Annotated in this window: 18 protein-coding genes and 1 pseudogene; 11 read left to right on the forward strand and 8 right to left on the reverse strand. The window is 64.9% G+C overall.

Annotated elements, in window-relative coordinates; all coding sequences use genetic code 11:
* The first annotated feature begins 61 nt into the window (after positions 1–61).
* A complete protein-coding gene (locus BCUN_RS04545; RefSeq protein ID WP_033516943.1) occupies positions 62–970 on the forward strand; it encodes an ROK family protein in 909 nt (302 codons plus the stop codon).
* 97 nt (positions 971–1,067) lie between these two features.
* Here BCUN_RS04545 and BCUN_RS04550 read toward each other — a convergent pair whose 3' ends face one another.
* Together BCUN_RS04550 and BCUN_RS04555 are read right to left on the reverse strand one after the other, a co-directional pair.
* Positions 1,068–1,865 carry a TetR/AcrR family transcriptional regulator gene (locus BCUN_RS04550; protein WP_033516941.1) on the reverse strand — a complete coding sequence of 266 codons (798 nt, stop codon included), beginning with the start codon at positions 1,863–1,865 and terminating at the stop codon, positions 1,068–1,070.
* 388 nt (positions 1,866–2,253) lie between these two features.
* Positions 2,254–3,057, reverse strand: coding sequence for an alpha/beta hydrolase (locus tag BCUN_RS04555; protein ID WP_033516939.1), 804 nt, complete (start codon positions 3,055–3,057; stop codon positions 2,254–2,256).
* Between the two features lie 769 nt (positions 3,058–3,826).
* Between BCUN_RS04555 and BCUN_RS04560 the strand changes: the two genes are divergently transcribed.
* Complete coding sequence (locus tag BCUN_RS04560) at positions 3,827–4,168, forward strand: GNAT family N-acetyltransferase (protein WP_051920760.1); 342 nt, start codon at positions 3,827–3,829, stop codon at positions 4,166–4,168.
* A 204-nt stretch (positions 4,169–4,372) separates the two neighbouring features.
* On the opposite strand, the pseudogene BCUN_RS12230 reads toward BCUN_RS04560, so the two are convergent.
* Positions 4,373–4,588 (reverse strand): annotated as a pseudogene (locus BCUN_RS12230) (DedA family protein); the annotation flags it as partial.
* 497 nt (positions 4,589–5,085) lie between these two features.
* Between BCUN_RS12230 and BCUN_RS04570 the strand changes: the two are divergent.
* Both BCUN_RS04570 and BCUN_RS04575 read left to right on the forward strand, forming a co-directional pair.
* Positions 5,086–5,907 (forward strand): ABC transporter ATP-binding protein, encoded by an 822-nt coding sequence (locus BCUN_RS04570; protein ID WP_033517788.1) that lies wholly within the window; start codon positions 5,086–5,088, stop codon positions 5,905–5,907.
* Positions 5,904–8,747 (forward strand): ABC transporter permease, encoded by a 2,844-nt coding sequence (locus BCUN_RS04575; protein ID WP_033517783.1) that lies wholly within the window; start codon positions 5,904–5,906, stop codon positions 8,745–8,747. The genes BCUN_RS04570 and BCUN_RS04575 overlap by 4 nt, the downstream gene beginning before the upstream one ends.
* 223 nt (positions 8,748–8,970) lie before the next feature.
* Here BCUN_RS04575 and BCUN_RS11375 read toward each other — a convergent pair whose 3' ends face one another.
* Both BCUN_RS11375 and BCUN_RS04585 read right to left on the reverse strand, forming a co-directional pair.
* The gene (locus BCUN_RS11375) at positions 8,971–10,065 is read right to left on the reverse strand and encodes an alpha/beta fold hydrolase (RefSeq protein ID WP_160257653.1); all 1,095 of its coding nucleotides are present in this window, start codon (positions 10,063–10,065) and stop codon (positions 8,971–8,973) included.
* Between the two features lie 105 nt (positions 10,066–10,170).
* Positions 10,171–10,560, reverse strand: coding sequence for a GNAT family N-acetyltransferase (locus BCUN_RS04585; RefSeq protein WP_033517781.1), 390 nt, complete (start codon positions 10,558–10,560; stop codon positions 10,171–10,173).
* Between the two features lie 53 nt (positions 10,561–10,613).
* On the opposite strand from BCUN_RS04585, the gene BCUN_RS12235 reads away from it, so the two are divergent.
* Together BCUN_RS12235 and BCUN_RS04595 are read left to right on the forward strand one after the other, a co-directional pair.
* Positions 10,614–10,853 (forward strand): hypothetical protein, encoded by a 240-nt coding sequence (locus BCUN_RS12235; RefSeq protein ID WP_033517780.1) that lies wholly within the window; start codon positions 10,614–10,616, stop codon positions 10,851–10,853.
* A 345-nt stretch (positions 10,854–11,198) separates the two neighbouring features.
* On the forward strand, positions 11,199–11,771 hold the full coding sequence (locus BCUN_RS04595) for a GNAT family N-acetyltransferase (protein WP_033517778.1): 573 nt from the start codon (positions 11,199–11,201) through the stop codon (positions 11,769–11,771).
* A gap of 127 nt (positions 11,772–11,898) precedes the next feature.
* Here BCUN_RS04595 and BCUN_RS04600 read toward each other — a convergent pair whose 3' ends face one another.
* Positions 11,899–13,464, reverse strand: a complete 1,566-nt coding sequence (locus tag BCUN_RS04600) for a dolichyl-phosphate-mannose--protein mannosyltransferase (RefSeq protein WP_081895534.1) — start codon at positions 13,462–13,464, stop codon at positions 11,899–11,901.
* Positions 13,465–13,954: 490 nt separating this feature from the next.
* Between BCUN_RS04600 and rsmI the strand changes: the two genes are divergently transcribed.
* Entirely contained in the window at positions 13,955–14,860 is a 906-nt protein-coding gene (rsmI, locus tag BCUN_RS04605) for a 16S rRNA (cytidine(1402)-2'-O)-methyltransferase (RefSeq protein ID WP_051920762.1), read from the forward strand.
* On the opposite strand, the gene BCUN_RS13030 is transcribed toward rsmI, so the two are convergent.
* Together BCUN_RS13030 and BCUN_RS04610 are read right to left on the reverse strand one after the other, a co-directional pair.
* The gene (locus tag BCUN_RS13030; RefSeq protein ID WP_476559205.1) at positions 14,757–15,446 is read right to left on the reverse strand and encodes a variant leucine-rich repeat-containing protein; all 690 of its coding nucleotides are present in this window, start codon (positions 15,444–15,446) and stop codon (positions 14,757–14,759) included. The two genes, rsmI and BCUN_RS13030, sit on opposite strands and share 104 nt — an antisense overlap.
* 33 nt (positions 15,447–15,479) lie before the next feature.
* Positions 15,480–16,184 carry a hypothetical protein gene (locus tag BCUN_RS04610; protein WP_152598093.1) on the reverse strand — a complete coding sequence of 235 codons (705 nt, stop codon included), beginning with the start codon at positions 16,182–16,184 and terminating at the stop codon, positions 15,480–15,482.
* 422 nt (positions 16,185–16,606) lie between these two features.
* On the opposite strand from BCUN_RS04610, the gene metG reads away from it, so the two are divergent.
* From metG to BCUN_RS04630, 4 genes are all read left to right on the forward strand, one after another.
* Complete coding sequence (gene metG, locus BCUN_RS04615) at positions 16,607–18,469, forward strand: methionine--tRNA ligase (protein WP_033516138.1); 1,863 nt, start codon at positions 16,607–16,609, stop codon at positions 18,467–18,469.
* A gap of 581 nt (positions 18,470–19,050) precedes the next feature.
* Entirely contained in the window at positions 19,051–19,626 is a 576-nt protein-coding gene (locus BCUN_RS04620; protein ID WP_033516140.1) for a hypothetical protein, read from the forward strand.
* 22 nt (positions 19,627–19,648) lie between these two features.
* On the forward strand, positions 19,649–20,827 hold the full coding sequence (locus tag BCUN_RS04625; RefSeq protein ID WP_033516142.1) for an SPFH domain-containing protein: 1,179 nt from the start codon (positions 19,649–19,651) through the stop codon (positions 20,825–20,827).
* A gap of 1,061 nt (positions 20,828–21,888) precedes the next feature.
* A complete protein-coding gene (locus BCUN_RS04630; protein WP_033516144.1) occupies positions 21,889–23,757 on the forward strand; it encodes an ABC transporter ATP-binding protein in 1,869 nt (622 codons plus the stop codon).

A 23,757-nucleotide genomic window follows, 5' to 3' on the forward strand; every position in this document is an offset into this window, starting at 1 on the left:
TCTAGCAGCGGCGCACCGCACCACACGATGGGACCCTTCGCGGCCCGGGAAGCAGATTGACATGACACAGCAGTCCAGGAAGCACCATGTGCTGGTGTTCGAGGTGAACACGAACTTCACGCGCTACGCGCTGTTCACCGACGGCAGGATGGGCATCCCCGGCACCATCGCCACGCCCAACAAGGACGTCGACGCCTTCTACGAGGCGCTCGGCCAGATTGTGCTGCGCCAGCAGGTGCCGCTCGACGGCGTGTCCATCAGCTGTCCCGGCTTCATCGACACGAAGACGCAGACCGTGCAGACCGCGCAGTCCGCCGGCGTGCTGGCCATGCTGCGCCGCCGGCAGGTCGGCAAGGAGCTCGTGGAGCGCATCGGCCGGCCCGACATCCCCACGTGGCTGGAGAACGACGCGAACTGCGCGGCGATGGCGGAACGGCTCTCCGGCAACGCGAGAAAACTCGACGACTTCGTCCTGCTCACCCTCGACACCGGCCTGGGCGGCGCCATGTTCCTCGACGGCAAACTGCGTCGCGGCAAGGACTGGCGTGCCGCCGAATTCGGCATGATGATCATCAACTACGACTCCGCTGGCCCGCTGCCGCTGCACGACTTCGTGTCCACCACCAAGCTGAGCGAATGGTACGCCGAGGAATTCGGCGGCGCCCCCGGCGACGTGCTGCCCAGCTCCCTGTTCCGCCAGCTCGACAACCCGCGCGTGTACGCCATCGTGGAACGCTGGCTCAAGTACGTGGCCGTCGCCGTGCTCAACGTCGTCGCCACCGTCGACCCCCAGGCCGTGCTCATCGGCGGTTCGATCAGCCGCGAGCCCAGGTTGCTGCCCATGCTCGAGGACGCGCTGGATACCCTGCGCGACTGGAGGGATTTCAAGACGTCGATCAAGCGCTGCAAGCACGGCGGCAACGCCGGCCTGATGGGCGCGTACTACGCGTTCATGGAGGAGATGGGGTAGGCGCATAAGAAATTGTTCATTTTTTCGAACAAAATCTAGGGGCGAGACACCCCGGGGTGTCTCGCCCCTAGATTTTGTTCGAAAAATGAACAATTTCCTACCGCTCCTGGAGGGTGTAGGGCAGCAGGCAGCGGGTGTCCTCGGGGTCGTGCTCGCTGGGGTCCAGATAGCCGGTCCAGGTGGCAGCGGGGAAGATGGTCTCGCTGAAGCGGACCCACTCGTCGACCAGGTTGAGCGAGTCGTCGGCGAGCCAGCGGGTCTGCAGGCCGTCGATGGCGCTCGCAGCCAGCGTGTACAGGTCGAAGAGCTTCTCCTCGTCGATGCCCGGGGGTAGCAGCCAGCTCATCGAGCCGACCATCTCCCACAGGCGGTTGTGGCGGCCGGTGAAGAAGCGGTGGGCGGGATGGTCGGGGTTGAGGGCCTCTCCGGACAGGACGCAGAACAGCTGGGTCATCTCGGGGCGCTGCATGTTGTAGAGCACCGTGTTCAGCAGGTAGCGGGGGAAGAAGTAGACGCGGTGGCCATCCACGTCGCTCACGCTCGCGGTGAGGGCGCTGAACTCGTTGGCCTCCGTGGTGTCGTAGCCTTCCGTGAGGACCATGTCGAGCAGGTCCTCCTTGGAATCGATGTAATGGTAGAGGGCGGCCTCGCTCAGGCCGATCTCGTCGGAGATGTCCTGCAGGGTCATGCCCCAGTAGCCCTTGACGGCGATCACCATGCCGGCGGCGCGCAGGATCTGCAGCTGGCGTTCCTCCTGGCTCATGCGCTTGCGCTTGACGAAGCCCTGGTGCGAGGTGGTGTCGCGGGCGGTGATCTCATGCGACGCGAGCGGGGCGCGGCGTCCCGTACCGTCGGAGAACTGCTCGAGAATCTGTTGCCATGCGGCGATCGGCATCGCGTCACGTCCTTTCCTGAAATCTCCCTCATTGTGTCGCGGGGCCGCTATTTCGGCGGCTATGGTCTGGTTGCCCTGTGGCTTTGGCGCCATTGGTGCCCTGTCAGGGCCGGTCAGGGGCCGGGAGGATGGCTATCTGCCTTAAGTGCGTGTTTTCGGGCAGGCTCGGAGGTCCATCTGCCTTAAGTGCGTGGCATCTGTCGCTGTCATACGCGAACAATACGAAAATCAATGGCCGTTTGAGCTAAACAATGATATTTGTTTTTGTTGGCGTGGCTTGTGCGGACGTGGCGGTTTTCGTTGCCACGCACTTAAGGCAGATGGACCTCCGAGAAAGCTGCCGCGCACGCACTTAAGGCAGATAGCCGGATGGGTTTGCGGCGTCCGGTCAGCCGAAGAGGCGGGCCAGCCAGTCCAGGGCCAGCTTCATCCATGTCTGCACGCAGGGTTCGATGCCGTTGACGCCCTGCCAGGCGGTCTGCGCGGTGCCGAGGGCCAGTCCGTGGCCGCCGCTGGGGAAGAGGTGCGCCTCGACGGGCACGCCGGCCTTGTGGCAGGCCTCGACCAGCATGAGCGTGTTCTCGACCGGCACGCAGTCGTCCGGCACGGTGTGCCACACGAAGACCGGGGGAGTCCGGGCGTCGATGTGCTGCTCCACGCTTACCTCGTCCATCTTCTCCTGCTTGCCGTAGTCCTCGCCGAGCAGGGCGCTGAAGCTGCCGTCGTGGCGGAATTCGCCTGCGGTGATCACCGGATAGCCGAGCATGAGCGCCTGGGGGCGCAGCTCGTCCGGGTCGTAGCCGTGGGCGCGCAGCACCTCGTCCGAGGCGCCCGTGGCGAAGTCGGCAGCCAGGTGGCCGCCGGCGGAGAAGCCGATGACGGCAATGCGGTCTAGGTCGACATGCCATTCGTCCGCGTGTGCGCGGATCTCGGCGAGGGCGGCCGCCACCTGCAGCAGCTGGGTGGGGTAGGTGGCCGGACGGCACGAGTAGCGCAGTACGAAGGTGTTGCAGTCCGCCGCGAGGAACTGGAGGGCGATCGGCTCGCTTTCGCGGTCGGATGTCATCTCGTAGCCGCCGCCGGGGATCACCAGCACGGTGGTACGGGTGCGGTTGGGGAGGATCTCCTCGGAGTTGTCGGGGACATAGCCAAAGAGGCGTGCGTCGTCAATGACGCGGGAAATGTATTGCATGAGGACTTATTGTAGGCGTTGAACTATACCGAGTGGGTGGGTGTGAGCTTCGAGGGAACGAAATGCCGTTCGGAGGGTCGGTTTTGGCGCAACGGCATGATACGACGGAAACGTGTGTCTGGAATCGGCCCTTACGCGCTCTCCTGATTGGCGTGAGGGCCGATTCCGGACACACTTTTTGGCCGGTGGCCCGACAGTGCCCAGGCGACAGCTTGGTGTGAGCAGGCCTTGCCCGGGGGAATCGGGCCACGGGAGTCCCTTGTTCCGAGCTGGTGCATGTCGCACGCTCCGGCGCCAGTCTCGTTGCGTGCGACGTCGTGATTACGTCGAACGGCGCAATGACGCGGTTTCGTGGCGTCCGCACGTCGCACGCAACGAAACGGGTGCCGGAGTGTGCGACGTGTTCGCCGCTCACGTCGTCGCGATCCCCGGGATTTTGCCCGGCAGGCCCCGCCTGTGCTACAACCGTGACCATGGCTGTCGAGATCAGGAACCTCCCGCGACGCGACTGCGCAACGGCCGTGGCCTTCGCCATGGAGGGCGGCGCCTTCGTCCCCTGCGAACCCTTACGCCGTGCCTGCGCCTGGTGGTTGTGGTACGGGGCTGCGCCGGGCGACGCAGGTCATCGGCGCCTATGACGGCGACCGTCTCCTGGGCGTGCTGCTCGCCAGGATGCGGGGTGGCAAGACCCGTCCGCTGCCCTTGGGTGCGCGGCTGGTGTGGCGTGCCATGGACGTGGTGGTGACCGTGGGCAATCTGGAGGCCGGCCATGCGCGTGCGAAGCGCGTCATGCTCGACGACTACCTGCGTGGGCGAGATCCTGTTCCTGACCGTCGACCCGCACGCCGGCATGTCCGGCGTCGGCACCGCCCTGCTTACCGAACTGGCGCGCCGCGAGCCCGGCAGGGAGGTCTTCCTGTACACCGCCAGCAGCTGTGCCTGGCAGTTCTACGAGCATCGCGGCTTTGTGCGCTATGGCGAGCAGATGGTCAGGACGACGGGGAAAGGTCCCGGGCTGGCCTGCATGCTCTACGCGAGGACACTGCCGACGATCAGAAAGCCGAGCATCCCCCGGCGCCTGACCTCATTCTTCTCCATCCGCCGGCGTTGATGTCTGTCCTGTCCAGTCCTGTCCTGTTGTTGTGTCGTGTTAGGGCGGGCACCCGCTCGGGGGTGGCTCCGTACTTAGGGCGGGCACCGGCTTGAAGAACTCTGAGTTCTTCAAGCCGGTGCCCGCCCTAAGTACGGAGCCACCCCCGAGCGGGTGCCCGCCCTAACACGACACAACAACAAAACGACGAGAGGAACGGGGGGATCAGCTCGCGTCGGATTGCGTGTGGGGCGTGGTCTCCGTCTTGGCGGTCTCGGTGACGCTTGCGGACTTCTTCTTGCCGGACTTCGCCTTGACCAGGCCGAGGATGGCGACGATCACCAGTTCGAAGTTCTCCTGTACCACGGGGATGCCGCCGAAGAAGTAGCCCAGGAGGGTGAACAGGCTCGACCAGATCCAGCCGGCGATGGCCCCGCGCGGGTCCTTGAGCAGGTTGGCAATGAATGGATAAAGCCCACAAGCGATTCTTCGACACAAGCGGTCGGAAGCGGTCACCTGGCCCAGACGCCGTTTTCCTGTGTACCACGCCCGCTCCGCCCGCCGTGGCAGGCCGCCGATGATTGCTCCCTGCCGGCCACCGGTGACATTCCTCACCAATCCCGCCGGGGAAAGGTGACTGCCGTCACCGTGTCGATGGCGTCCCGGCTGCCACCATGGACCTTGCCTTCGCTGTGTGCGACACGGGCCATACCCTGATTCATACCCTGAATCTACCCTGATTGTCCCTGAAAACGCCAATGTCGCACGGCAGGATGGAAGGACCCAATCGTTTGCGGCGACCTCACCCATGCGGGACATACCTGGTGAGGCATGCTGGGCAACATGCGTATGGCAACCCATACGACACCGGCGGACGCCGACGGCGGGAAACCGAAAGAGAAAAAGGAGACATCGTGGCCAAGAGCGCGAAGCAGAACATGCGGCAGCATGGTACCAGTGATCCCGTGGTGGCGCGGGCGAGTGACCTGTGCAAGCGGTACGGTTCGGGGGAGAACGAGGTCGTGGCACTCGACCACATCGACGTCGAGTTCCGGCGCGGCCAGCTGACGGCGATCATGGGGCCGTCCGGCTCGGGCAAGTCCACGTTGATGCACTGCATGGCCGGGCTGGACACCCCGACTTCCGGCACCGTGGACGTGGAGGGGCTCGAGGTGTCCTCCATGAACCAGAAGCAGCTGACCAGGCTGCGCCGCAAGGAGATCGGATTCATCTTCCAGTCCTTCAACCTGGTGCCCACCCTGGATGCCGAGGAGAACATCCTGCTGCCATTGCAGATCGCCAAGCGGCCGATCGACCGCGACTGGTTCCGCAAGATCGTGCGGGTCGTCGGGCTGGAGAACCGCCTGGACCACCGTCCCAGCCAGCTGTCCGGCGGCCAGCAACAGCGCGTGGCATGCGCACGCGCCATGATGCAGCGCCCGTCGGTGATCTTCGCGGACGAGCCGACCGGCAACCTGGATTCGCGTTCCTCGCGCGAGGTGCTCGGCTTCCTCAAGCAGTCGGTGCGCGAGTACGGCCAGTCGATCGTCATGGTGACGCACGACCCGCGCGCGGCGAGCTTCGCGGACCGTGTGCTCGTGCTTGCGGACGGCAGGATCACGCACGACATGGAGCATCCGTCGTACGAGTCCATCCTCGAGGTATTCGCCGGCGAGGATGACGTGACCGTCGACGAGATCCTCGACCCGGCCGCCGGCACGGGGGAGCGTTCCTCCCAGGGCAAGGGGGCGCGCGCATGATCAGGATCGGCTTGAGGGACGCGAAGTCCCATATGCGTCGTTTCGTGATGTCGATCATAGCGATTGCGCTGGGTGTCGCCTTCGTGGTGGGCTCCTTCTGCTTCGGCGAGATGCTTGATTCGCAGATCGACAGCATGATGGCGTCGAATTCGGACGCGGACGTGTACGTCTCCAGTTCCGTGGTGAAGACGGACGACGATGGTGAACCGTCCGGCACGGCGGATGACGGCAAGGTCCAGTACGAGGACATCGACCCGGACGTTGCCGGTACGCTGGAGGAGATTGACGGCGTGAGCAGCGCCAAGGTGTTCTACAACTACATGGGCGCGGTCCTGGTGAAGAAGGACGGCACCGCGGTTAACGGCGGTGGTGCCCCGACCCTGCTCCTGGGCATTGATGCGCAGCAGCCGTGGCGTGCCGCGAAACTGACGGACGGCCATTGGCCCGAGAACGACCGCGAGATTGCCCTGCATGCAGGCGCGGCCGACCAGTCCGGGCTGAAGGTGGGCGACACTGCCACGCTGGTACTGCCCGACGGGCCCGAACAATTCAAGGTGGTCGGCACCTTCGACACGGATGCCGCACAGATGGGTGCCTCCCTGGTCGCCATTTCCCCTGCGCTTGCCAGGCAGCTCGCAGTTGAGACGAACCACACGGACAAGGTCGGCACCATCGGGGTCTACGGCGACGAGCACACGCCGCTGGACGCCAAGGCGCAGGAAGCACTTGCCGGGAAGATCCGTGCGGCGCTCGGCTCCACGGAGCAGGTCAAGGTGGAAACCGGTGAGCAGGCGCGCGCCGACGATGCCAAGAGCACGAAGGAACAGCTGGGCTTCATCCAGCCGCTGATCATGGTATTCGCCGTGATTGCACTGTTCGTGGGATCCTTCATCATCGCGAATACCTTTACCATGATCGTCCGCGATTCGATGCGCGGTTACGCACTGCTGCGCTCCGTGGGCGCCTCGCCGGCGCAGGTGTTCCTCACGGTGGTCGTGCAGGCCGTCCTGCTGGGCGTGGTCGGCTCCGTGATCGGTGTCCTGCTGGGCTGGGGATTGCTTGAATTGATTGCGCAGGGCATGAACCAGATGGGCTATGCGCTGTCCGGTTCCGCGGCCCCCTCCACCATGGACGTGGTATGGGGCGTGGTGATCGGCATCGCCGTCTCCGTGCTGGGCGCATCCATCCCGGCAAGGACCGCGGCGACCGCACCGCCGATCCAGGCGATGAACGAGACGGTCAACCCCGAGAAGCCCGTCAGAACGCGCGGTGCCATTGGCATTGCCATGATGGTGTTCGGTGCGCTGGCCTGGTGGCTGGCCTACGGCCTGGCAACCGGGGATGGCAAGCCGACGCCGTGGGATGCCGTCAACGGCATGGACAGCGTGATTCCGATGGCGTTGGGAGCCGTGTGCCTGGTCATCGGCGTCATCGTGGCCGGTCCCGCCCTGGTCGGTCCCGCCGGCAAGATACTCGGCTGGGTTCCCGACCACGTGTTCCCGGTGACCGGCAGGCTCGCCTCGCGCAACCTCGCGCGCGCCAAGCGGCGCACCGCGAATACGGCAGCCGCCCTGTTCGTGGGCATCGCCATCGTCAGCTGCCTGGGCGTGATTGCCGGTTCCGTCAAGGCCTCGCTCAACGACGTGGTGGACACGGGCATGGATGCCGATTACGCGGTGCGTTCCGCGTCGATGACGACAGCCCTGCAGGACAAGGCTGTCAAGGAGATGGAACAGGTCAAGGGCATCGAGGCCAGCGCCACGCTCCGCCAAATGTACGGCGTCACCGTCGGCGGCAAGGATGTGCCGGCCGCCATCACGCAGCCGGCGCTGCTCACGACGATTGCCCCGCCGCAGGTGCAGGACGGCAATGCCGCCAAGGCATTGGAGGACGGCCAGCTGGTGGTCGGCCAGTCCCTGGCCGACAAGTACGGGTGGAAGCTCGGCCAGCGGCTCGAATTGAAGGCCACCACGACGGACATCGACGAGGCGGCCACGGCCAAGGCTCAGGAAGCCTACCAGCGGCAGGTCGAGGAACAGGCAGGCAAACTGCAGGCCGAGGCCCGGCAGCTGGCCCTCGCAGGCGATGCCGACGGCGCCCGATCCAAGGTGGCACAGGCGCAGCAGGTGGTCGAGGATGCGCAGCACGTGGACCCGCAATCCCTGGTCAAGACCAAGGAAGTCACCCGCAGCGAGCAGGTCACGGTCGGTGCCATCGTCGAGGACTATCTCTACGTGGACTGCGTATTGGTCAACCAGCAGCTGGCGAACAAGGTCAGCGATACGAGCTGGCAGATGCTCGACCAGCTGTACATCAAGGCCGCGCCCGGCACCGACCTGGAGACCCTGCGCAAGGACCTGGAGAAGATCGCCAAGCCGTACTACACCATCGCCGTCATGGACAAGGACGAGTTCAAGTCTTCCATGGCCTCGATGGTCGACCAGGTGCTCGCCATCATCTACGCGCTGCTCGCCCTGTCGATTGTCATCGCAATCTTCGGCATCGTCAACACGCTTGCCCTGAACGTGTCGGAACGCACCAAGGAAATCGGCCTGCTGCGCGCCGTCGGCACCTCCAACGGGCAGGTGCGCGGCATGCTCGCCATCGAGTCGGTCATCCTGTCCGTCTACGGCACGGTCCTGGGCATCGTGGTCGGCACCTTCGCCGGCGTGGTGCTCTGTGCGGTATACGCCGACCAGGGCATCAGCAAGATTGCCGTGCCGTGGGGCCAGTTGCTGCTCTTCCTCGCGCTCGCCATCCTCGTCGGCCTGGTCGCCAGCGTTTCGCCCGCCCGGCGCGCAATCAAGGAGCCCGTGCTCGACGCCGTCAGGAGCGAATGACGGGATGAACCCCGGCATGGGTTGTACAAGCTCGCCTTCGTCTGGCAAAGCGTGTCGGTAGCGCACGCTTTGCCAGATGGGGGACACACTTCGTCTGGCAAAGCGTGTAGTACTGACACACTTTGCCAGACGAAGGCGGTTATTTTTCTGGAGCGTCGAGTGCAACGGCTGCATGGGCGCCATGGGCATTCGCTGCGGGGATGCCCCCATCCAACATGGTGCTCTAGAGGTCGGTGCGGTAGGTGTCGAGGAACCGTGTTGCCTGGATGTTGAATGCCGTCGGGTTGTCGAGGAAAGGGGTGTGTCCTGCACCGGCAATCTCGATGTATCGCCTGTCGTGGTTGGGCATCGACCTGCAGAGGTCACGGACCATCATGCTGGGCGTAATCCAGTCGGATTGGCCTTGGATGAAGCAGACGGGAATGGTGTCGGGAATCGTGATGTCGGCGAGCCTGTACCGGTAGTACATGTAGTTCACCAATTCGCGCTGCGACCGGATGATCCGTTCGGAATCCGAGGCCGCCAGCAGCCAACGCAAGTCCTGCATGGTGAAATCGGGTGATGTCAGGCCAAACCACAGTTGCTGCATGCCGGACAGTTCCCGGTCTCCCCGCAACGGCTTGAGCGAATCGACGACCATGCGTTCGAGCCGTATGGCATCCATGTCATCGACCGACTCGGTCTGCGCGAAGGACCGGGCATCTTCCTCGAGGCGCATGGCGGTCTGCCGGTCGCTCAGTGCGGTGGCGGCATGCGCCGCCTCGATCTTGCCCTGCTTGAAGTCGACGACCTGTCCAGTGCCGATGTAGGCGGATACCTTCCCGGGATGGCGTTGCAGGTATTCGGTAGCCAGTACGGTGCCCCATGACTGCCCCAGAAGCACCACCCTGCCCCGTCCGTATTCGCTACGCAACCGATCCACCAGCTCGTCCATGTCGGACAGCAGGAGTTCCAGGGTCAACTCGGGTTGTGTGGTTCCCCTGCCATGGCGATGGGTGCGTCCGCTGCCGCGCTGTTCCCATGTCGCCACGGTATAGCGTTCCTCGAGCCCCTGCTGGTAGTGGCGCGACAGATAGGTCAGGGGGTAGCCTGGACCGCCATGCACCCAGAGCACTACGGGATTGTGCCTGTCATGGCCGCGCACCTGCACGTACTGCCCAATGCCGCCAATCGTCATGTATCCCCGCCACTGCGCCGCGTCCGGGCCGGACAGGTCGGTGGACCTGCGGACACGGCGTCGGGACGCACCCACCAGGCAGCAGCCTGCCACGGACGACAGTACGGCCGTGCAGGCCAGGCCCCGTGCCATTCGTGCCATGGTTGCCTTCATCCTCCTTCTCGATTCGGCGTTCCGTCCCGGCAAGCATACCGGTACATATACATGGCCACGGGCGCGCATGCCTGCGACCGTGGCCATCCCATCCTAGCGGGTCAGCATGCGTTCCATGCCCGGTCCATCCGTGGCTGTGGGCATGGCCGTGTAGCCATGACGGCCATAGAAGCCTTCGGCGTCCTTCGACGACCGCAGGTCAGCGCAGATCTTCCAGCCCTCCTGCAGGCTACTTGCTGCGTACCGTTCGACGTACCTCAGGAGGCAACCGCCAACGCAACGGTGCCGCCACGACGGTGCAACGACCAGTTCGGTGAGGAATGCGTGCATGGCATGGTCGGAAAGCAGCCCTGCCATCGCAATGGCTTCGCCGGCCGCCCTGAGCACGAAGGATGCGTCACGGCCGGCCAATGCCCATGCCACCTGTCTGGCCGAAGGTGGCGTCCATCCTGCGCTGTCGTACAGCTTGAGGAACTCGTCCACGCCGCGAGGTCCCGCGAGAGTGTCAATGAGGCCAGGGGCAAGGATTGCAGGATGTGTCGTTCCCGACGCTTGCGTTCCTCCAGGCAGGCGATGTATCCGTCGTATCCCTGCAGGCCGTGTTCCAGTCCATAGCCTTGCCGTACGTGGTAGGCGGTCACTGCCTCGAGCCAGTCGTTCCCGCGTTCGTCAAGCACGCGGTCCACCGTGGTGCGCACGTCGGGGTTGTCGAGATAGACCACCAGTGGCTCCATGGGTTCGATGATGTCGGCGATTCGGGCGATGTAGTCGCGTGACTGCTCCTCGTCCATGCAGACCACGGTCCTGCCTGCACGACGCAATCCAACGGCGATGTGCATCCATGAGGCCTGTTCGACTGTGGGCGTACCGGGGTCACCCCGGAACCTGCGGCCATGTTCTGCATGGTCCGTTTGCCATTTCCGGCGTGTCGATTTGCACGTGCCGCTACGTTATGAGCCATGAGCCATGACCTGCACAAGAATGGCTGCCTTTCCCCTGTATGACGGTGTCTCCAGCTCGGCAGGGCAGGCGACATGGCGGTTTTGGCCCCGCACCGTGTGCATTCGGATGGCAGGGCAAACCAAGGGAGCGTGGAGACACGCAGGGACGAGGGAGGAACCATGACGGGAACGCGGACCATACGCAACGCCGCCACTGCGCGCGAGCTCGAGGAGTCACTGCGTCTCGTGCAGGACGTATTCACCGAATCCGAGAATGCGCACAACGCCCTCGAGGTGCGCAGGCTGGTCGAGGAAACCAGAGCAGCCAACCTGTACGTGCCGGAACTTGACCTGATCATGCTCGAAGACGATGCCGTCATCGGCAGCGCCGTGTTTTCGCGTCTGCAGCTCACTGGCGATACGCACACCATCCTGCTGCTTGCGCCTGTTGCGGTACGTACCGACAGGCAGCGCAGGCACGTGTCGAAGGAACTCATCGAATACGGTTTCGGCAAGGCGCGGGCGATGGGCTATCCTGCAGTGCTCGTGGAAGGCAACCCGGACAATTACCGGTCCCGGGGATTCGTCACTGCCGCCGACTTCGGTATCCTGTCCGGCGAAGGCGTGCAACTGCCTGCGCCGGAGTGCCTGATGGTCAGGGAACTCGTCGACGGTGCCCTGGGCGGGATACGCGGACAGGCCGACTATCTGCACGACGCGGCAATCCGGGATTCCGTTCGCTGCCGCTGCTGACTTGCTACTCAAGGACTGCACCGGCAGTGGGATTGAACGGGTTGGGCATCAGGCACCTCCAGTCGAAAGTATTAAAAGTATTAAAAGAAAGTATGAAGAGCATGACGCCGCGTTCGGGAACGCCTGCTCAGATCCACGAGCGCAGCCACATGTGGCTCAGCCAGAAGTCGTAGGGGACGGGCATGGCGGTCCAGATCGGGTAGAAGTAGAGCGACATGATGCCGCACACGATGCCTATGCCCCATACCACGCCGTTGAACAGTCCCGGGTCGCAGGTCTCGCGGATCCAGTTGCACACGTAGCAGATCGCGAGGATCATCCACGGCAGCAACACGATGGAATAGAAGGTGAAGGTGGTGCGGTTGAGGTACTGCGCCCACGGCAGCCAGCCGCCCAGGAAGCCCGCGAGCACCGCCCAGATCCTCCAGTCGCCGCGCTGTGCGATCGCAATGACGATCGCCGCCACCGCGCACAGCGTTCCCAGCCACCAGATGAGCGGATTGCCCAGCGACGTCACCGCCGCCACGCACTGGCTGTCCGGCGCCAGCGAACACAGGCCGGGATGCCCCTCGAGCTTCTCCCAGTAGAAGCTCGTCGGGCGGATCTGCAACGGCCAGGTCAGCGGGTTCGCCTGGTAGTCGTGCGGGGTGTCGAGCGTGGTGTGGAACTGCCACATCTGCGCGTGGTACTGCACGAAGGACCGCAGCGTCTCCGGCAACCAGGAGATGCCCTCGCCGGGGTGCAGCCGCGCCCAGTCGTGCATGTACGAGTCGGTGTGCAGGAACCAGCCGGTCCACGTCGCCAGATAGGTCAGCGCGTAGATTGGCAGCATGTAGAGTGCGGTGAGCGCGCCGTCGCCCAGCACTCCGCGCAGGAACCAGCCGTCGAAGCCCGCCTGGCGGCGCATCCACGCATCCCACAGCACGCTGATGGCGCAGAAGACGGCGAGGAAATACGTGCCCGACCACTTCACGCCCGTCGCCAGGCCCAGCAGTACGGCCGCGCCGACGCGGCACCAGCTCAGCCAGATCCGGGGCGCGCGGGCGGCGCCCGCCGCGCGCGCCCGCTCGAGCCGGCCGTGCGCCCAGTCGCGGTGCATGAGCAGCAGCTGGAAGGCGCCCAGCGCGAGGACCATGATGAAGACGTCGAGCAGGCCGGTGCGGCTCATCGTGATGCCCACGCCGTCGATGGCCATGAGCACGCCGCCGAGCGCCGCGATCGGCAGGTCGTGCCACAGCCGCAGGACGGCTCGCATGAGGATGATGATGGCCACGGTGCCGGCGATCGCCGTCGCCGCGCGCCACGCCGCGGGGTTGGAGGCGCCGCCGAACAGCTGCATGCCCCACGCGATGAGCCACTTGCCGAAGGGCGGGTGCACCACGTATTCCGCGCTGGGCAGCCAATGATCGGTGTCGCCGGCGGCGAAAGCGACGTTCGGGTTGACGGCCTGGCCGTGCCAGTCCATCGTCTCCGGCCAGTTGCGCGGCTCGCCGGTGTTGAGCATGGTCCAGGCGTCCTTGACGTAGTACGTCTCGTCGAAGACGACGGCACGCGGCTCGCCGAGGCGCACGAAGCGCAGCAGGCCGCCGAGCGCGGCCACCGCGAGCGTGACGAGCCAGGTCAGCCAGCCGGCGGTCGGCATGGCCGGCCGGCTGCGGTGGCGTGCGTGGCGGATGGGGTACGTGTCGCTCATGGTGCGTGCTGCCTTTCTGCCGGGCTATGCGGCTGCGGGGTCGCCTTCCACGCTACCCGACGGGCCTGCCCGTGTTCGCTGCGTGTGGGGTGGTGCGGCCGGAATGACCCCGCCAAACCACTGCCCCCAATAAGTGTTCGCTGCGCGCGGGCGGTGCGGCCGTGGCGTGGATACGTGGGCTGGGTGCGTAGATGGGGGATTGCGTGCCACCTTTCGTTGAGAGATATCAAATTTCGGCATATCGGCCGGTAGGGTGGCGTAAGAACGGCGAAATATCAAGGATCTGCGAATGACATACGCGGCGGTAGGGCGAATTTTGATATCTCTCAACGCATGAGGGTGGCATGTGGGCGCGTGACGCCCTGCAAGGTGGGCCACAAAGAGGGCCAGGTGCGCGAATGAGTGACTTTGCGCCCGCATGCGACATGACTTCTTCGGCGTAATCGAGGAGGGGCGGCGCATGTAGGCGCACGCGCGCATACTGGAGGCCATGACTGATGGTGACATGCAAGTGGATGTTCCACGTGGAACAGTGGTGTTGGCGGCGACGCCGATCGGCAATACGGCGGACGCCAGCGCGCGGCTCGTCGCGCTGCTCGAGCGCGCGGACGTCGTCGCCGCGGAGGACACGCGGCGCCTGTACGCGCTGGCGAACCGGCTGGGCGTACACGTCTCCGGCCGCGTGGTGGCCAACCATGACCACAACGAGCGCGGCATGGCCGACCGACTGCTCGACGAGGCCGAGACAGGCGCGACGGTGCTGCTCGTGTCCGACGCGGGCATGCCGACGATCAACGACCCCGGCCTGGCGGTGGTGCGCCGCGCCATCGAACGCGGCGTGCCGGTGACCTGCGCGCCCGGCCCGAGCGCCGTACTCGACGCGCTCGCGCTCTCCGGACTGCCGACCGACCGATTCTGCTACGAGGGATTCCTGCCGCGCAAGCATGGCGAACGCGTCGCCCACCTGCGTCAGCTCAAGGCGGAGCCGCGCACCATCGTCTTCTACGAGACCGTGCACCGCATCGACGAGGCGATGGCCGACCTGGAGGCGGTCCTCGGCCCCGACCGGCCGATGGCGCTGTGCCGCGAGCTGACGAAGGACTACGAACAGATCCGCCGCGGCACAATCGGCGAGATCCGCGCTGGCCTGTCGGCGGACCCGCCGCGCGGCGAGATGGTGCTGGTGATCGGCGGCGCCAGCGAGGAGGAGCAGGCGGCGTCGATGCAGTCGCTGGGCGTCGAAGAACTTGCCGACCTGGCGATCGCGCTCGCCGCCGAGCAGGACCTGCGGCTCAAGGACGCCATCGCGCAGGTGGTGGCGCAGCATCCCGGTCCGGATGGCAAGCCGGCGAACAAGAAGCAGGTGTACGCGGCGGCGCTGGGGCGCCAGGGCTGAGCGGCCGCGCTGCCGACGACGTGCGCGCGGCTGCTGCACCGTGTGTTGGATGTGGCGGTGCGGTGTCGGCGGTTGAGGACTCGTGCAGGACATCGAGGCTGTTCCCGAGCCGGCTTGTCGTGCTGCGTGCGGGGCGCGGCTGGTGGATGCCGTCGGCTGCTGCAGATGACGTATGTGGGACATCGAGGCCGTTCCCGGGCGTCGTGTTGCATGTAGGACGAGGCGGATGCGCGCTGTCGGCTGTTGCGGGTGGCGTGTGCGGGACGTCGGTAGTCGTGTCCGCCGACGGCCGGTTGCGCTCCATTTCCCTCAGCAGAATCTCCAGTGTCTCGCGCACGCCGGGGCCGCCCTGCTGGGAGATGTACTCGAGCAGGTGTGCGTCGGCGTTGCGGTTGACGGCCACCCAGCGGCGCAGCTGCGGCGCGTGGCGCGCGATGTGCCACAGCACGTCCGCGGGTGTGTGCGGGTCGGTGGCCAGCGCGGCCGTCAGCTCGATGGGCGGCGGCGGGGGAGCGGACAGCTCCTCCAGCGGTTCGGGCTCCGGTCGCATGGCCTTGAGGCGGTCGGTGCGGCGGTCGTGGCGCATGGTCGTCCTTTCCCTGATTCTCCTGCACCGCGCTCAGGCGATGCAGGCGAAGTCGCCGATGACGCGCCGCGCCTGCCGCGCGGTGTGCAGGTGCGGGCAGCCGTCGAGGATCTTCAGGCAGTCGCGCACGTCCACGTGGCATTGCTGCATGACGGTGACCATGGTCTCGTGCAGCTGCTGGCGGATGATCTCGTCGTAGGGGAAGAGCGCCAGGTCGCAGGCGGTGCGTGCCGGGGTGGTCAGCTGCAGGTCGCCGAGCGCGGTCAGCTGTTCGGACGGCACGCGGCGTGACAGCGTGTGGATGCGGCGGCCGGCCACGGGTGCGCGGAAATGGCTGCGCGACAGCACGTCGAGGACCTGCGGGAAGTCGCCGCCGGCCCAGACCCAGGCGGCGGTGCGGCCGCAGGCGGGAATCCCCGGCGGCAGCAGCTCCCTGATGATCGCGGTGCGGCCGGCGAGCGTCCCGGCGTCCCGCGTCGTGTAGGCCTGGGTGTCGTCGAGGCGCACCAGGATGCCCTCCAGCACCAGCCGGTGCATGGACAGCGGCCCGGGCAGGTCCTTCAGGTGGACGATGTGGCCGTGCGGGCGGTTGGTGTTTCGCGCGCGCGGCGGCGTGCGTGTCCGTGCGCTCTGTGTGGGTTGTGAGGCCTCTTCCAGCAAATCGAAGGTCGGTTGTGAGTATGGTGCCGGTGTGCCGGTGACGTTGTTCATGGGATTCCCCTTGTCGTCCATGGTCATGGTGTGCGCGAGTCTACGCGATGATGCGCGTGCAGGGAAATGGGGCAGTGCAGAAATGTGGATATGTGGACGGCTTCGGCGGGTCGTCCACCGGGATGTGGGTAGTGCGGTGGATGAGCGCAGCCGGTCCTCCACATCGTGGACGACGCACGTGAGTTATACACATGTGGATGACGCGACGGCTGCCAATCAGGGACCGCGAGATGGATTGGGAGACCTGCCGATCTACGGGAATATGCCCAAGGGAGCATGAGAGGCCAATCATGCAGTGCGGCTCAGCTGCCGGAACCGCTGGTGTCTCTCCGGCAGCCGGCGTCGTCCAGGCTGCCTTGTCCGGGGTCCGGCGCCTCTCCTGGCAGTCGCCGGTGCAAGGTGCATGATGGCTGCCCGGCGTGTCTGGGCTGGGCCGGATAATCGGGCGCATGAGTCATATTATGGTGAATGTCGCATGGCCGTATGCGAACGGCCCCCGTCATATCGGTCATGTCGCCGGTTTCGGCGTCCCCTCGGACGTGTACGCACGTTACCAGCGCATGAAGGGCAACGACGTGCTCATGGTCTCCGGCACCGACGAACACGGAACCCCCATCCTCGTCGAAGCGGACAAGGAAGGCGTCACCCCGCAGGAACTCGCCGACCGCTACAACCGCGTCATCGCATCCGACCTGTGCAGGCTCGGCCTGAGCTACGACCTGTTCACCCGCACCACCACCAAGAACCACGAGCTCGTGGTGCAGGAACTCTTCCGCCAGTGCCTCGCCAACGGCTACATCTACAAGGGCACGCAGAAAGTCGCCATCTCCCCGTCCACCGGCCGCACCCTGCCCGACCGCTACATCGAGGGCGAATGCCCCATCTGCCACGCAGAAGGCGCACGCGGCGACCAGTGCGACAACTGCGGCAACGAGCTCGACCCGGACGACCTGATCAACCCCGTCTCCAAGATCAACGGCGAGACCCCCATCTTCCAGGAGAGCGAACACTACTTCCTCGACCTGCCCGCGCTCGCCGACGCGAACCTTGCATGGCTCAAGACGCGTCAGGGCTGGCGCACCAACGTGCTCAACTTCTCCACCGGTCTGTTCCGCGAGGTCAAGCCGCGCGCCATCACCCGCGACATCGACTGGGGCATCCCCGTGCCGGTGCCGGGCTGGATCGACAATCCGAACAAGCGTCTGTACGTGTGGTTCGACGCGGTGATCGGCTACCTGTCCGCCTCCATCGAGTGGGCACGCCGCTCCGGCGACCCCGAGGCGTGGCGCAAGTGGTGGAACGACCCGTCCACGCCGGGCTACTACTTCCTGGGCAAGGACAACACCACCTTCCACTCCCAGATCTGGCCCTCCGAGATGCTCGCCTACAACGGCCAGGGCTCCCGCGGCGGCGAGGTCGGCCAGCTCGGCCCCCTCAACCTGCCCGAGCAGGTCGTCGCCTCCGAGTTCATGACCATGGAAGGCAAGAAGTTCAGCTCCTCGCGCGGCATCGTCATCTACGTCAAGGACATCCTCGAACGCTACCCGGTGGACGCCGTGCGCTACTACATCTCCGTGGCCGGCCCCGAGAACTCCGACTCCGACTTCACCTGGTCCGAGTTCGTGCGCCACAACAACGAGGAGCTCGCCGCCAGCTGGGGCAACCTCGTCAACCGGGTCGCCAACCTCATCGCCAAGAACTTCGGCGAGGTGCCGCCGTTGGTCGAGGACAAGCTCACCGACGAGGACCGCGCGCTGCTCGAGCGCACCGTCGCCGCCTTCGACGCGGTGGGCGAGTCGATTGAACACCACCGCCAGAAGAACGCGCTGAATGAGGCGATGGCCGTGGTCGGCGACATCAACAAGTACATCTCCGCCACCGAACCGTGGAAGATCAAGGACGACCCGGAGCGCCTGGGCACCGTGCTGCACGTCGCCGCACAGGCCGTCTCCGACGCCAACCACCTGCTCGCCCCCTTCCTGCCGCACTCCGCGCAGAAGGTGCACGAGGCGCTGGGCGGCACCGGCACCTTCTCGCCGCTGCCGCGCATCGAGGAAGTCACCGACCTGGACAACCCCGCCTTCACCTACCCGGTGATCACCGGCGACTACGTGCTCGGCGAGACCCTGCGTCCCTGGAAGAGCGAACCGATCGAGGTCGGCGCTCCCGTGGCCAAGCCCACCCCGATCTTCGCGAAGATCCCCACCGAGGCCGTGGACGAGGAGCTCGCCCGCTTCACCGAAGCCCTCAACGCCCGCAAGGCCGCCGAGGCCGAGCGTCTCGCCGCCGAGCAGGCGAAGTTGGAGCAGTGATCCGGGATCCGTCTACGCGCATGATGTGAATCCCAAGGCATAGAAATCTCTCGTTTTCCGTGATATTTCTAGGGCGGGCCGCCCGTGCGACCCGTGTCCTAGAAATATCACGGAAAATGAGAGATTTCTATATGCACGTGAATGCACGTGCATGCGTCAAGTCTTGTATCAAGTCTGGTGCCTTCCCGCCGGATGCAGATCCTGCCGTTAAGCGCCCCGGGTCAGGGTGCCTCCCCGGGGCTCTGATGACACATTTTTGGACGGAGAAAAAATGTGTAGGCCAGAAGCCCGCACTTTTTCAAGTTGTGCTGGCTGGAGACCTACACATTTTGATGCAGCCCCAAAAATGTGTAACCCCGCACCTGCGGGAAGCCGGGAACATGCCATCGCTCGACATGGCCCGCTGCTGCCTTGCCTATACGGACGTGGCGAACCGGTCGGACCGAGCCTGCTGGTGCCGTTCCTCACGAAACGATTACAAAACCAAGGAATTCCAAGCGTTTTATGTCCGGGGGGGGGGGTATGTTCTTCTCACCGCATAATGCACAAGGTGTGCATGGAAGAAGGACACGGAGGGGCCAGTGAAAGACATCGACCTCATGCCCAATGAAGGCATTGTTGCCCAGTTTGACTCGGTATGGTGCGATGCACCTGATTTCAAAGGCAGCCAGCGTGGTGAACTCTCTCTCACCAACCAGGCACTCGTCTTTACCTATACTCAACCAAAGATGTTCGCCAAGGATGTCGAGCATGCATACCGTTGGCCGTTGCGTGATGTCAAGGTCGTGGACGGCAGGCCGCAGCTCATCTTCGACAAGGGCGATAGTCACGAATGCAACATCGTGCTTCGCCAAGGCAAGCTGGTACTGCGCATGGATTCCCATCAGGAACTTGCTCGGTTGGGCAATGCCGTCAACCATGCACTTACCGGTAGCGATGAGGATATCGTCGGTGCACCCAAGACATTCATCTCTGACATTGCCAATACGCTCAGTGGCGCGACCCGCGAGTTCACTCAGGCATTCGGCTTCGGTTCCCGACCGTCAGCCACGGTGGAAACGGTATCCGCAGTGTGCGAAGGCTGTGGCGCTTCATTGCACGGCAAATCAGGTGGCACGGTCACCTGCGAATACTGCTGCGTTTCCCGCCAACTGTAGGTAGCAAAGGAAGGCATCACCCATGGCACTCATCAGGGCATTCTCCGGCGCACTCGCCGGTACTTTCGCGGACCAGTGGCTCGACATCATCACTGCGGCACCCTTCGACGAACATACGGTCGTGGCGCCGGGCGTCTATCGGGAAACCAATAACGGCCGAGGATCGAATACGAAGCACTCCGACGCGGTCATCTCCAACGGGTCACGCATCTACGTGCCGGAGAACACGGCCGCGTTCATCTTCGACCAGTCGGGGATCGAGGCGGTCATCACGCAGCCCGGCGGCTACGAGTACCGCAACGGCACGGACAGCGTCTTCGCCGGCGACGGCATCGGCAAGTCGATCTTCGGGCAGATCGGCGAGCGCTTCAAGTACGGCGGCGAGCCGGTGGCGAACAAGCGCATCGCCTTCGTCAACCTGCGCGAGATTCGCGGCATCAAGTTCGGTACGCCGGCGCCGCTCATCTACCATGACAGGTTCTACGGCACCGACCTGGAGATCCGCGCGCGCGGCATGATGTCGCTCAAAGTCACCAACCCGGTCGAGTTCATCCGCCAGTTCGTGCCGCCGAACGTCGACTTCATCAGCTTCGACGACGTCAACACGCGCTCGCAGCTGCTGGCCGAGTACATCCAGTCCTTCGCGGTGGCGCTCAACGCACTGTCCGACGAGTACCGGATCTCGCAGCTGCCAGCGCAGGCGAACGCCATTGCTCAGGCCGTACGCGCCGACGCAGCCAACGCCGGTACTTGGGAGTCGCGTTTCGGGCTGCAGCTGTGCGGCATCGGCATCGAGAGCATCGAGTTCACGCCGGAGTCGCGCGAACTCGTCAAGCAGTTCTCCAGCAACCGCATGAATGTGGCGGCCTACGAGAACATCTCCGCGCAGGCAGGCAACATGGCGGCACAGCAGCGCATTGCGCAAGGCGTGCAAGAAAACGGCTTCGGCGACGCAGGTGGCATGATGCTCGGCATGGGCTTCGCACAAGGAGTCAACCCGATGACCGGTGCGATGAGCGGACAGACGGTTGCGGCAGCTGGCAACGCGGGAGCGACTGGCGGCACCGACAACGCGACTGCCGCGGCGCCGAGCATGGGTGAACAGGTGGAGATGCTCAAGAGCCTCAAGGAGCTCCTGGACGCAGGCATCCTCACGCAGGACGAGTTTGATGCGAAGAAGCAGCAGATCCTGGGACTGTAGAGGAATCTGTTTCTGTGTGCCTGTCGAAGGACGGATGCGGAGTAGAAAATGCAAGTTGAACTTGTTTTTTCTACTCGGTATCTGGGGGGGGGGCGAGAAGAGCGGGAGGAGGTGACTCAGGGGAGCGCTTGGAGAAATCAACTGCGATGAGTCGCTGTTCTTACGCTCACGGGAAAATGACTCCGTTGCGGATCCGTGGGTGGATGAAGCGGGGCGTCGGACGAGGAAAACGGCGGAATATCGAGTATTTTGAATGATGACAAAGGAGCAGGAGCGATGCATGGGCGCCGCTGTATTCAGCGATTTATCAGGAAAAATTGCCCATCCATCCAGCATCGGACGATTACATGGAACATGTCAGCGATCAAGCTGGCGAGGTTCCCAACCGAACCCCCATAACTGAACCCTTCTTCTCTCTTCTCTCTCAGCCGGCGGCCTTCTCTCCGCCGGCTTTTCTTATGTCTGCATGCCGTACCATCCATGCTGAAGTGGTTTCCTCTGACATTCCGTGTCACTCACGCACGCTTTGTCAGACGGAGCGATTCCCAACTCTGACAAAGCGTGCGTGAGTGACACGGAATGTCAGAGGAAGCGGGGCGAGACCCCTTTCAGGTTGTGTGCCGGCGATTGCGACGCTACGACGCCCGGACCCCGCCATCACGCTCATGTACCGTTGCGGCCGCTCGTGCCACCACTGGCACCCAGCGGTTTTCTGTAACGCTTAATCCATTGTGGCAATTATTTTCGAGACACGCCGAGTCGGCCGCTTGCATCCACTTGGCAGACCTTTAGAATGGGCAACCGAGAGAGAACCGGAGCGCCGGAAAACAACGTCGTTATCTGCTCTCACCGACAACCAAACCACAACCAAACCGACCGCCAGCCAGCCGAGCCGTACAGTCGTCGGCCGCGGACCGCAGTCACGCCTACCGGGCTCGCGCCCACCCGTTGACTGCCGGCAACCGGAAACCGACTGTCGGTCGGCACCCGACCCGCCGACAACCAGACCACGACCAACCCAACCCACCACCCGCCGCCAAGGAGGGCGGCTACCACCCATCATGTTCATCGACCCCACCCGCAACCGCAACGCCGGCAACCTGCGCTGGATCCTCGCCTACGCGCGCCCCGACCTGCCGCGAGCCGTCGGCGGCATCCTGTTGTACCTGGTGTCCGCTGCCATGGCGCTCGTCACGCCGCTCATCTCCGCGCGCATCGTCGACCAGGTCATCGAAGCCGGCCACCTGAACCAGCTCGGCGGCCTGTGCATCCTCATGATCGTCGTCACCATCGTGCGCGACCTCGCCTACTACGGCAACCAGATGTGGATGGAACGCTTCGGCCAGAACACCATCTACCGTCTGGTGTCCGACGAGTTCGAACAGCTGCACCGCCTCGACTTCACCTACTTCAACCACACGCGTACCGGCGACATCATGAACTGCATGACCTCCGACACGGACGCCATCCGCCACCTGCTCAGCTGGGTGAGCTACCAGATGCTCAACTGCATCGTCATGTTCGCCGGCGCGCTGGCCATGATGAGCGTCATCGACTGGCGGCTCGCCCTGGCCCTCGCCGCCGTCACGCCCTTCCTGTTCGTGCTCACGCGCAAGCTCAGCGGCCGCGCCAAGCCGCTGTTCCTGGCCATCCGCAACTCGCTGGCGTCGCTCAACTCGCTGGTCGAGGAGAACATCGAAGGCAACCGCGTGGTGAAGGCCTTCGTGCGCGAACGCCACGAGACGGACCGCTTCGACCGCGCGAACGACGACTACATGCAGCGCAACATGGACATGGCGCTGAACACCCGCCGCTACATGCCGTGGCTCGACGGCCTGGGCTTCTCCCTGCAGCTGATCACGATCGGCTTCGGCGGCTGGCTGGTGCTCCAGGGGAACATGACACTGGGCGACCTGGTGGCCTTCAACTCCTACCTGTGGATGATCGACTCGCCGGTGCGCCAGTCCGGCTGGCTCGTCAACGACTGGCAGCGCTTCAACGCCAGCTGCGTGAAGATCCGCGCGCTGCTCACCGCGGAACCGCGCATCCGCGACACGCACACCGCAGACAGCGACAGCACCGCCGACGCCACCCCCGCGCACGTGCAGGGCGCGATCTGCTTCGAGCACGTCGACTTCGCCTTCCCCGACGACCCGGGCACGCCCGTTCTCGAGGACATCGACTTCGCCGTGCCCGCCGGCGCGCACCTGGGCATCCTCGGGGAGACCGGCTCCGGCAAGTCGACGTTGGTGAACATGATCGAACGCTTCTACGACCCCACCGCCGGCCGCGTGCTCATCGACGGCCGCGACGCGCGCGACTGGCCGCTGGCCGAGCTGCGCGACGCGGTGAGCGTCGTCGCGCAGGACACCTTCCTGTTCTCCGACACCATCGGCTCGAACATCGGCTTCGGCATGCCCGACGACCGCGGCCCGAACCCGGAGTACATCCGCCGCATCGCGTTCATCGCCGGCGCCGACGACTTCATCGAGGCGCTGCCGGAGGGGTACGACACCGTCGTCGGCGAGCGCGGCGTCGGCCTGTCCGGCGGGCAGCGCCAGCGGCTGTCGCTGGCGCGCGCCCTGGCGGACGATCCGTCGATCCTGGTGATGGACGACACGACGAGCGCCGTGGACATGGAGACGGAGGCGCAGATCCAGCAGCACCTGGCGCAGCTGGGCGGCACGAGGACGATCGTAACGATCGCGCACCGCATCTCCTCGGTCAAGGACTGCGACCTGATCCTCGTGCTGGAGCACGGACGGATCGTGGAGCGCGGCACGCACGACGAGCTGATCGCGCAGCACGGCCGCTACCACGACATCTACCGACGGCAGCTGGGCCTGCAGTCCGGCAGCGCACAGGGCTACGACGGCCGTGACGAGGCGCCTGCCGACGCACGCGCCGACCGCACCGGAAAGGAGGCATGA

It is taken from the genome of Bifidobacterium cuniculi, from assembly GCF_000741575.1.
In the GTDB taxonomy this organism is placed as follows: domain Bacteria; phylum Actinomycetota; class Actinomycetes; order Actinomycetales; family Bifidobacteriaceae; genus Bifidobacterium; species Bifidobacterium cuniculi.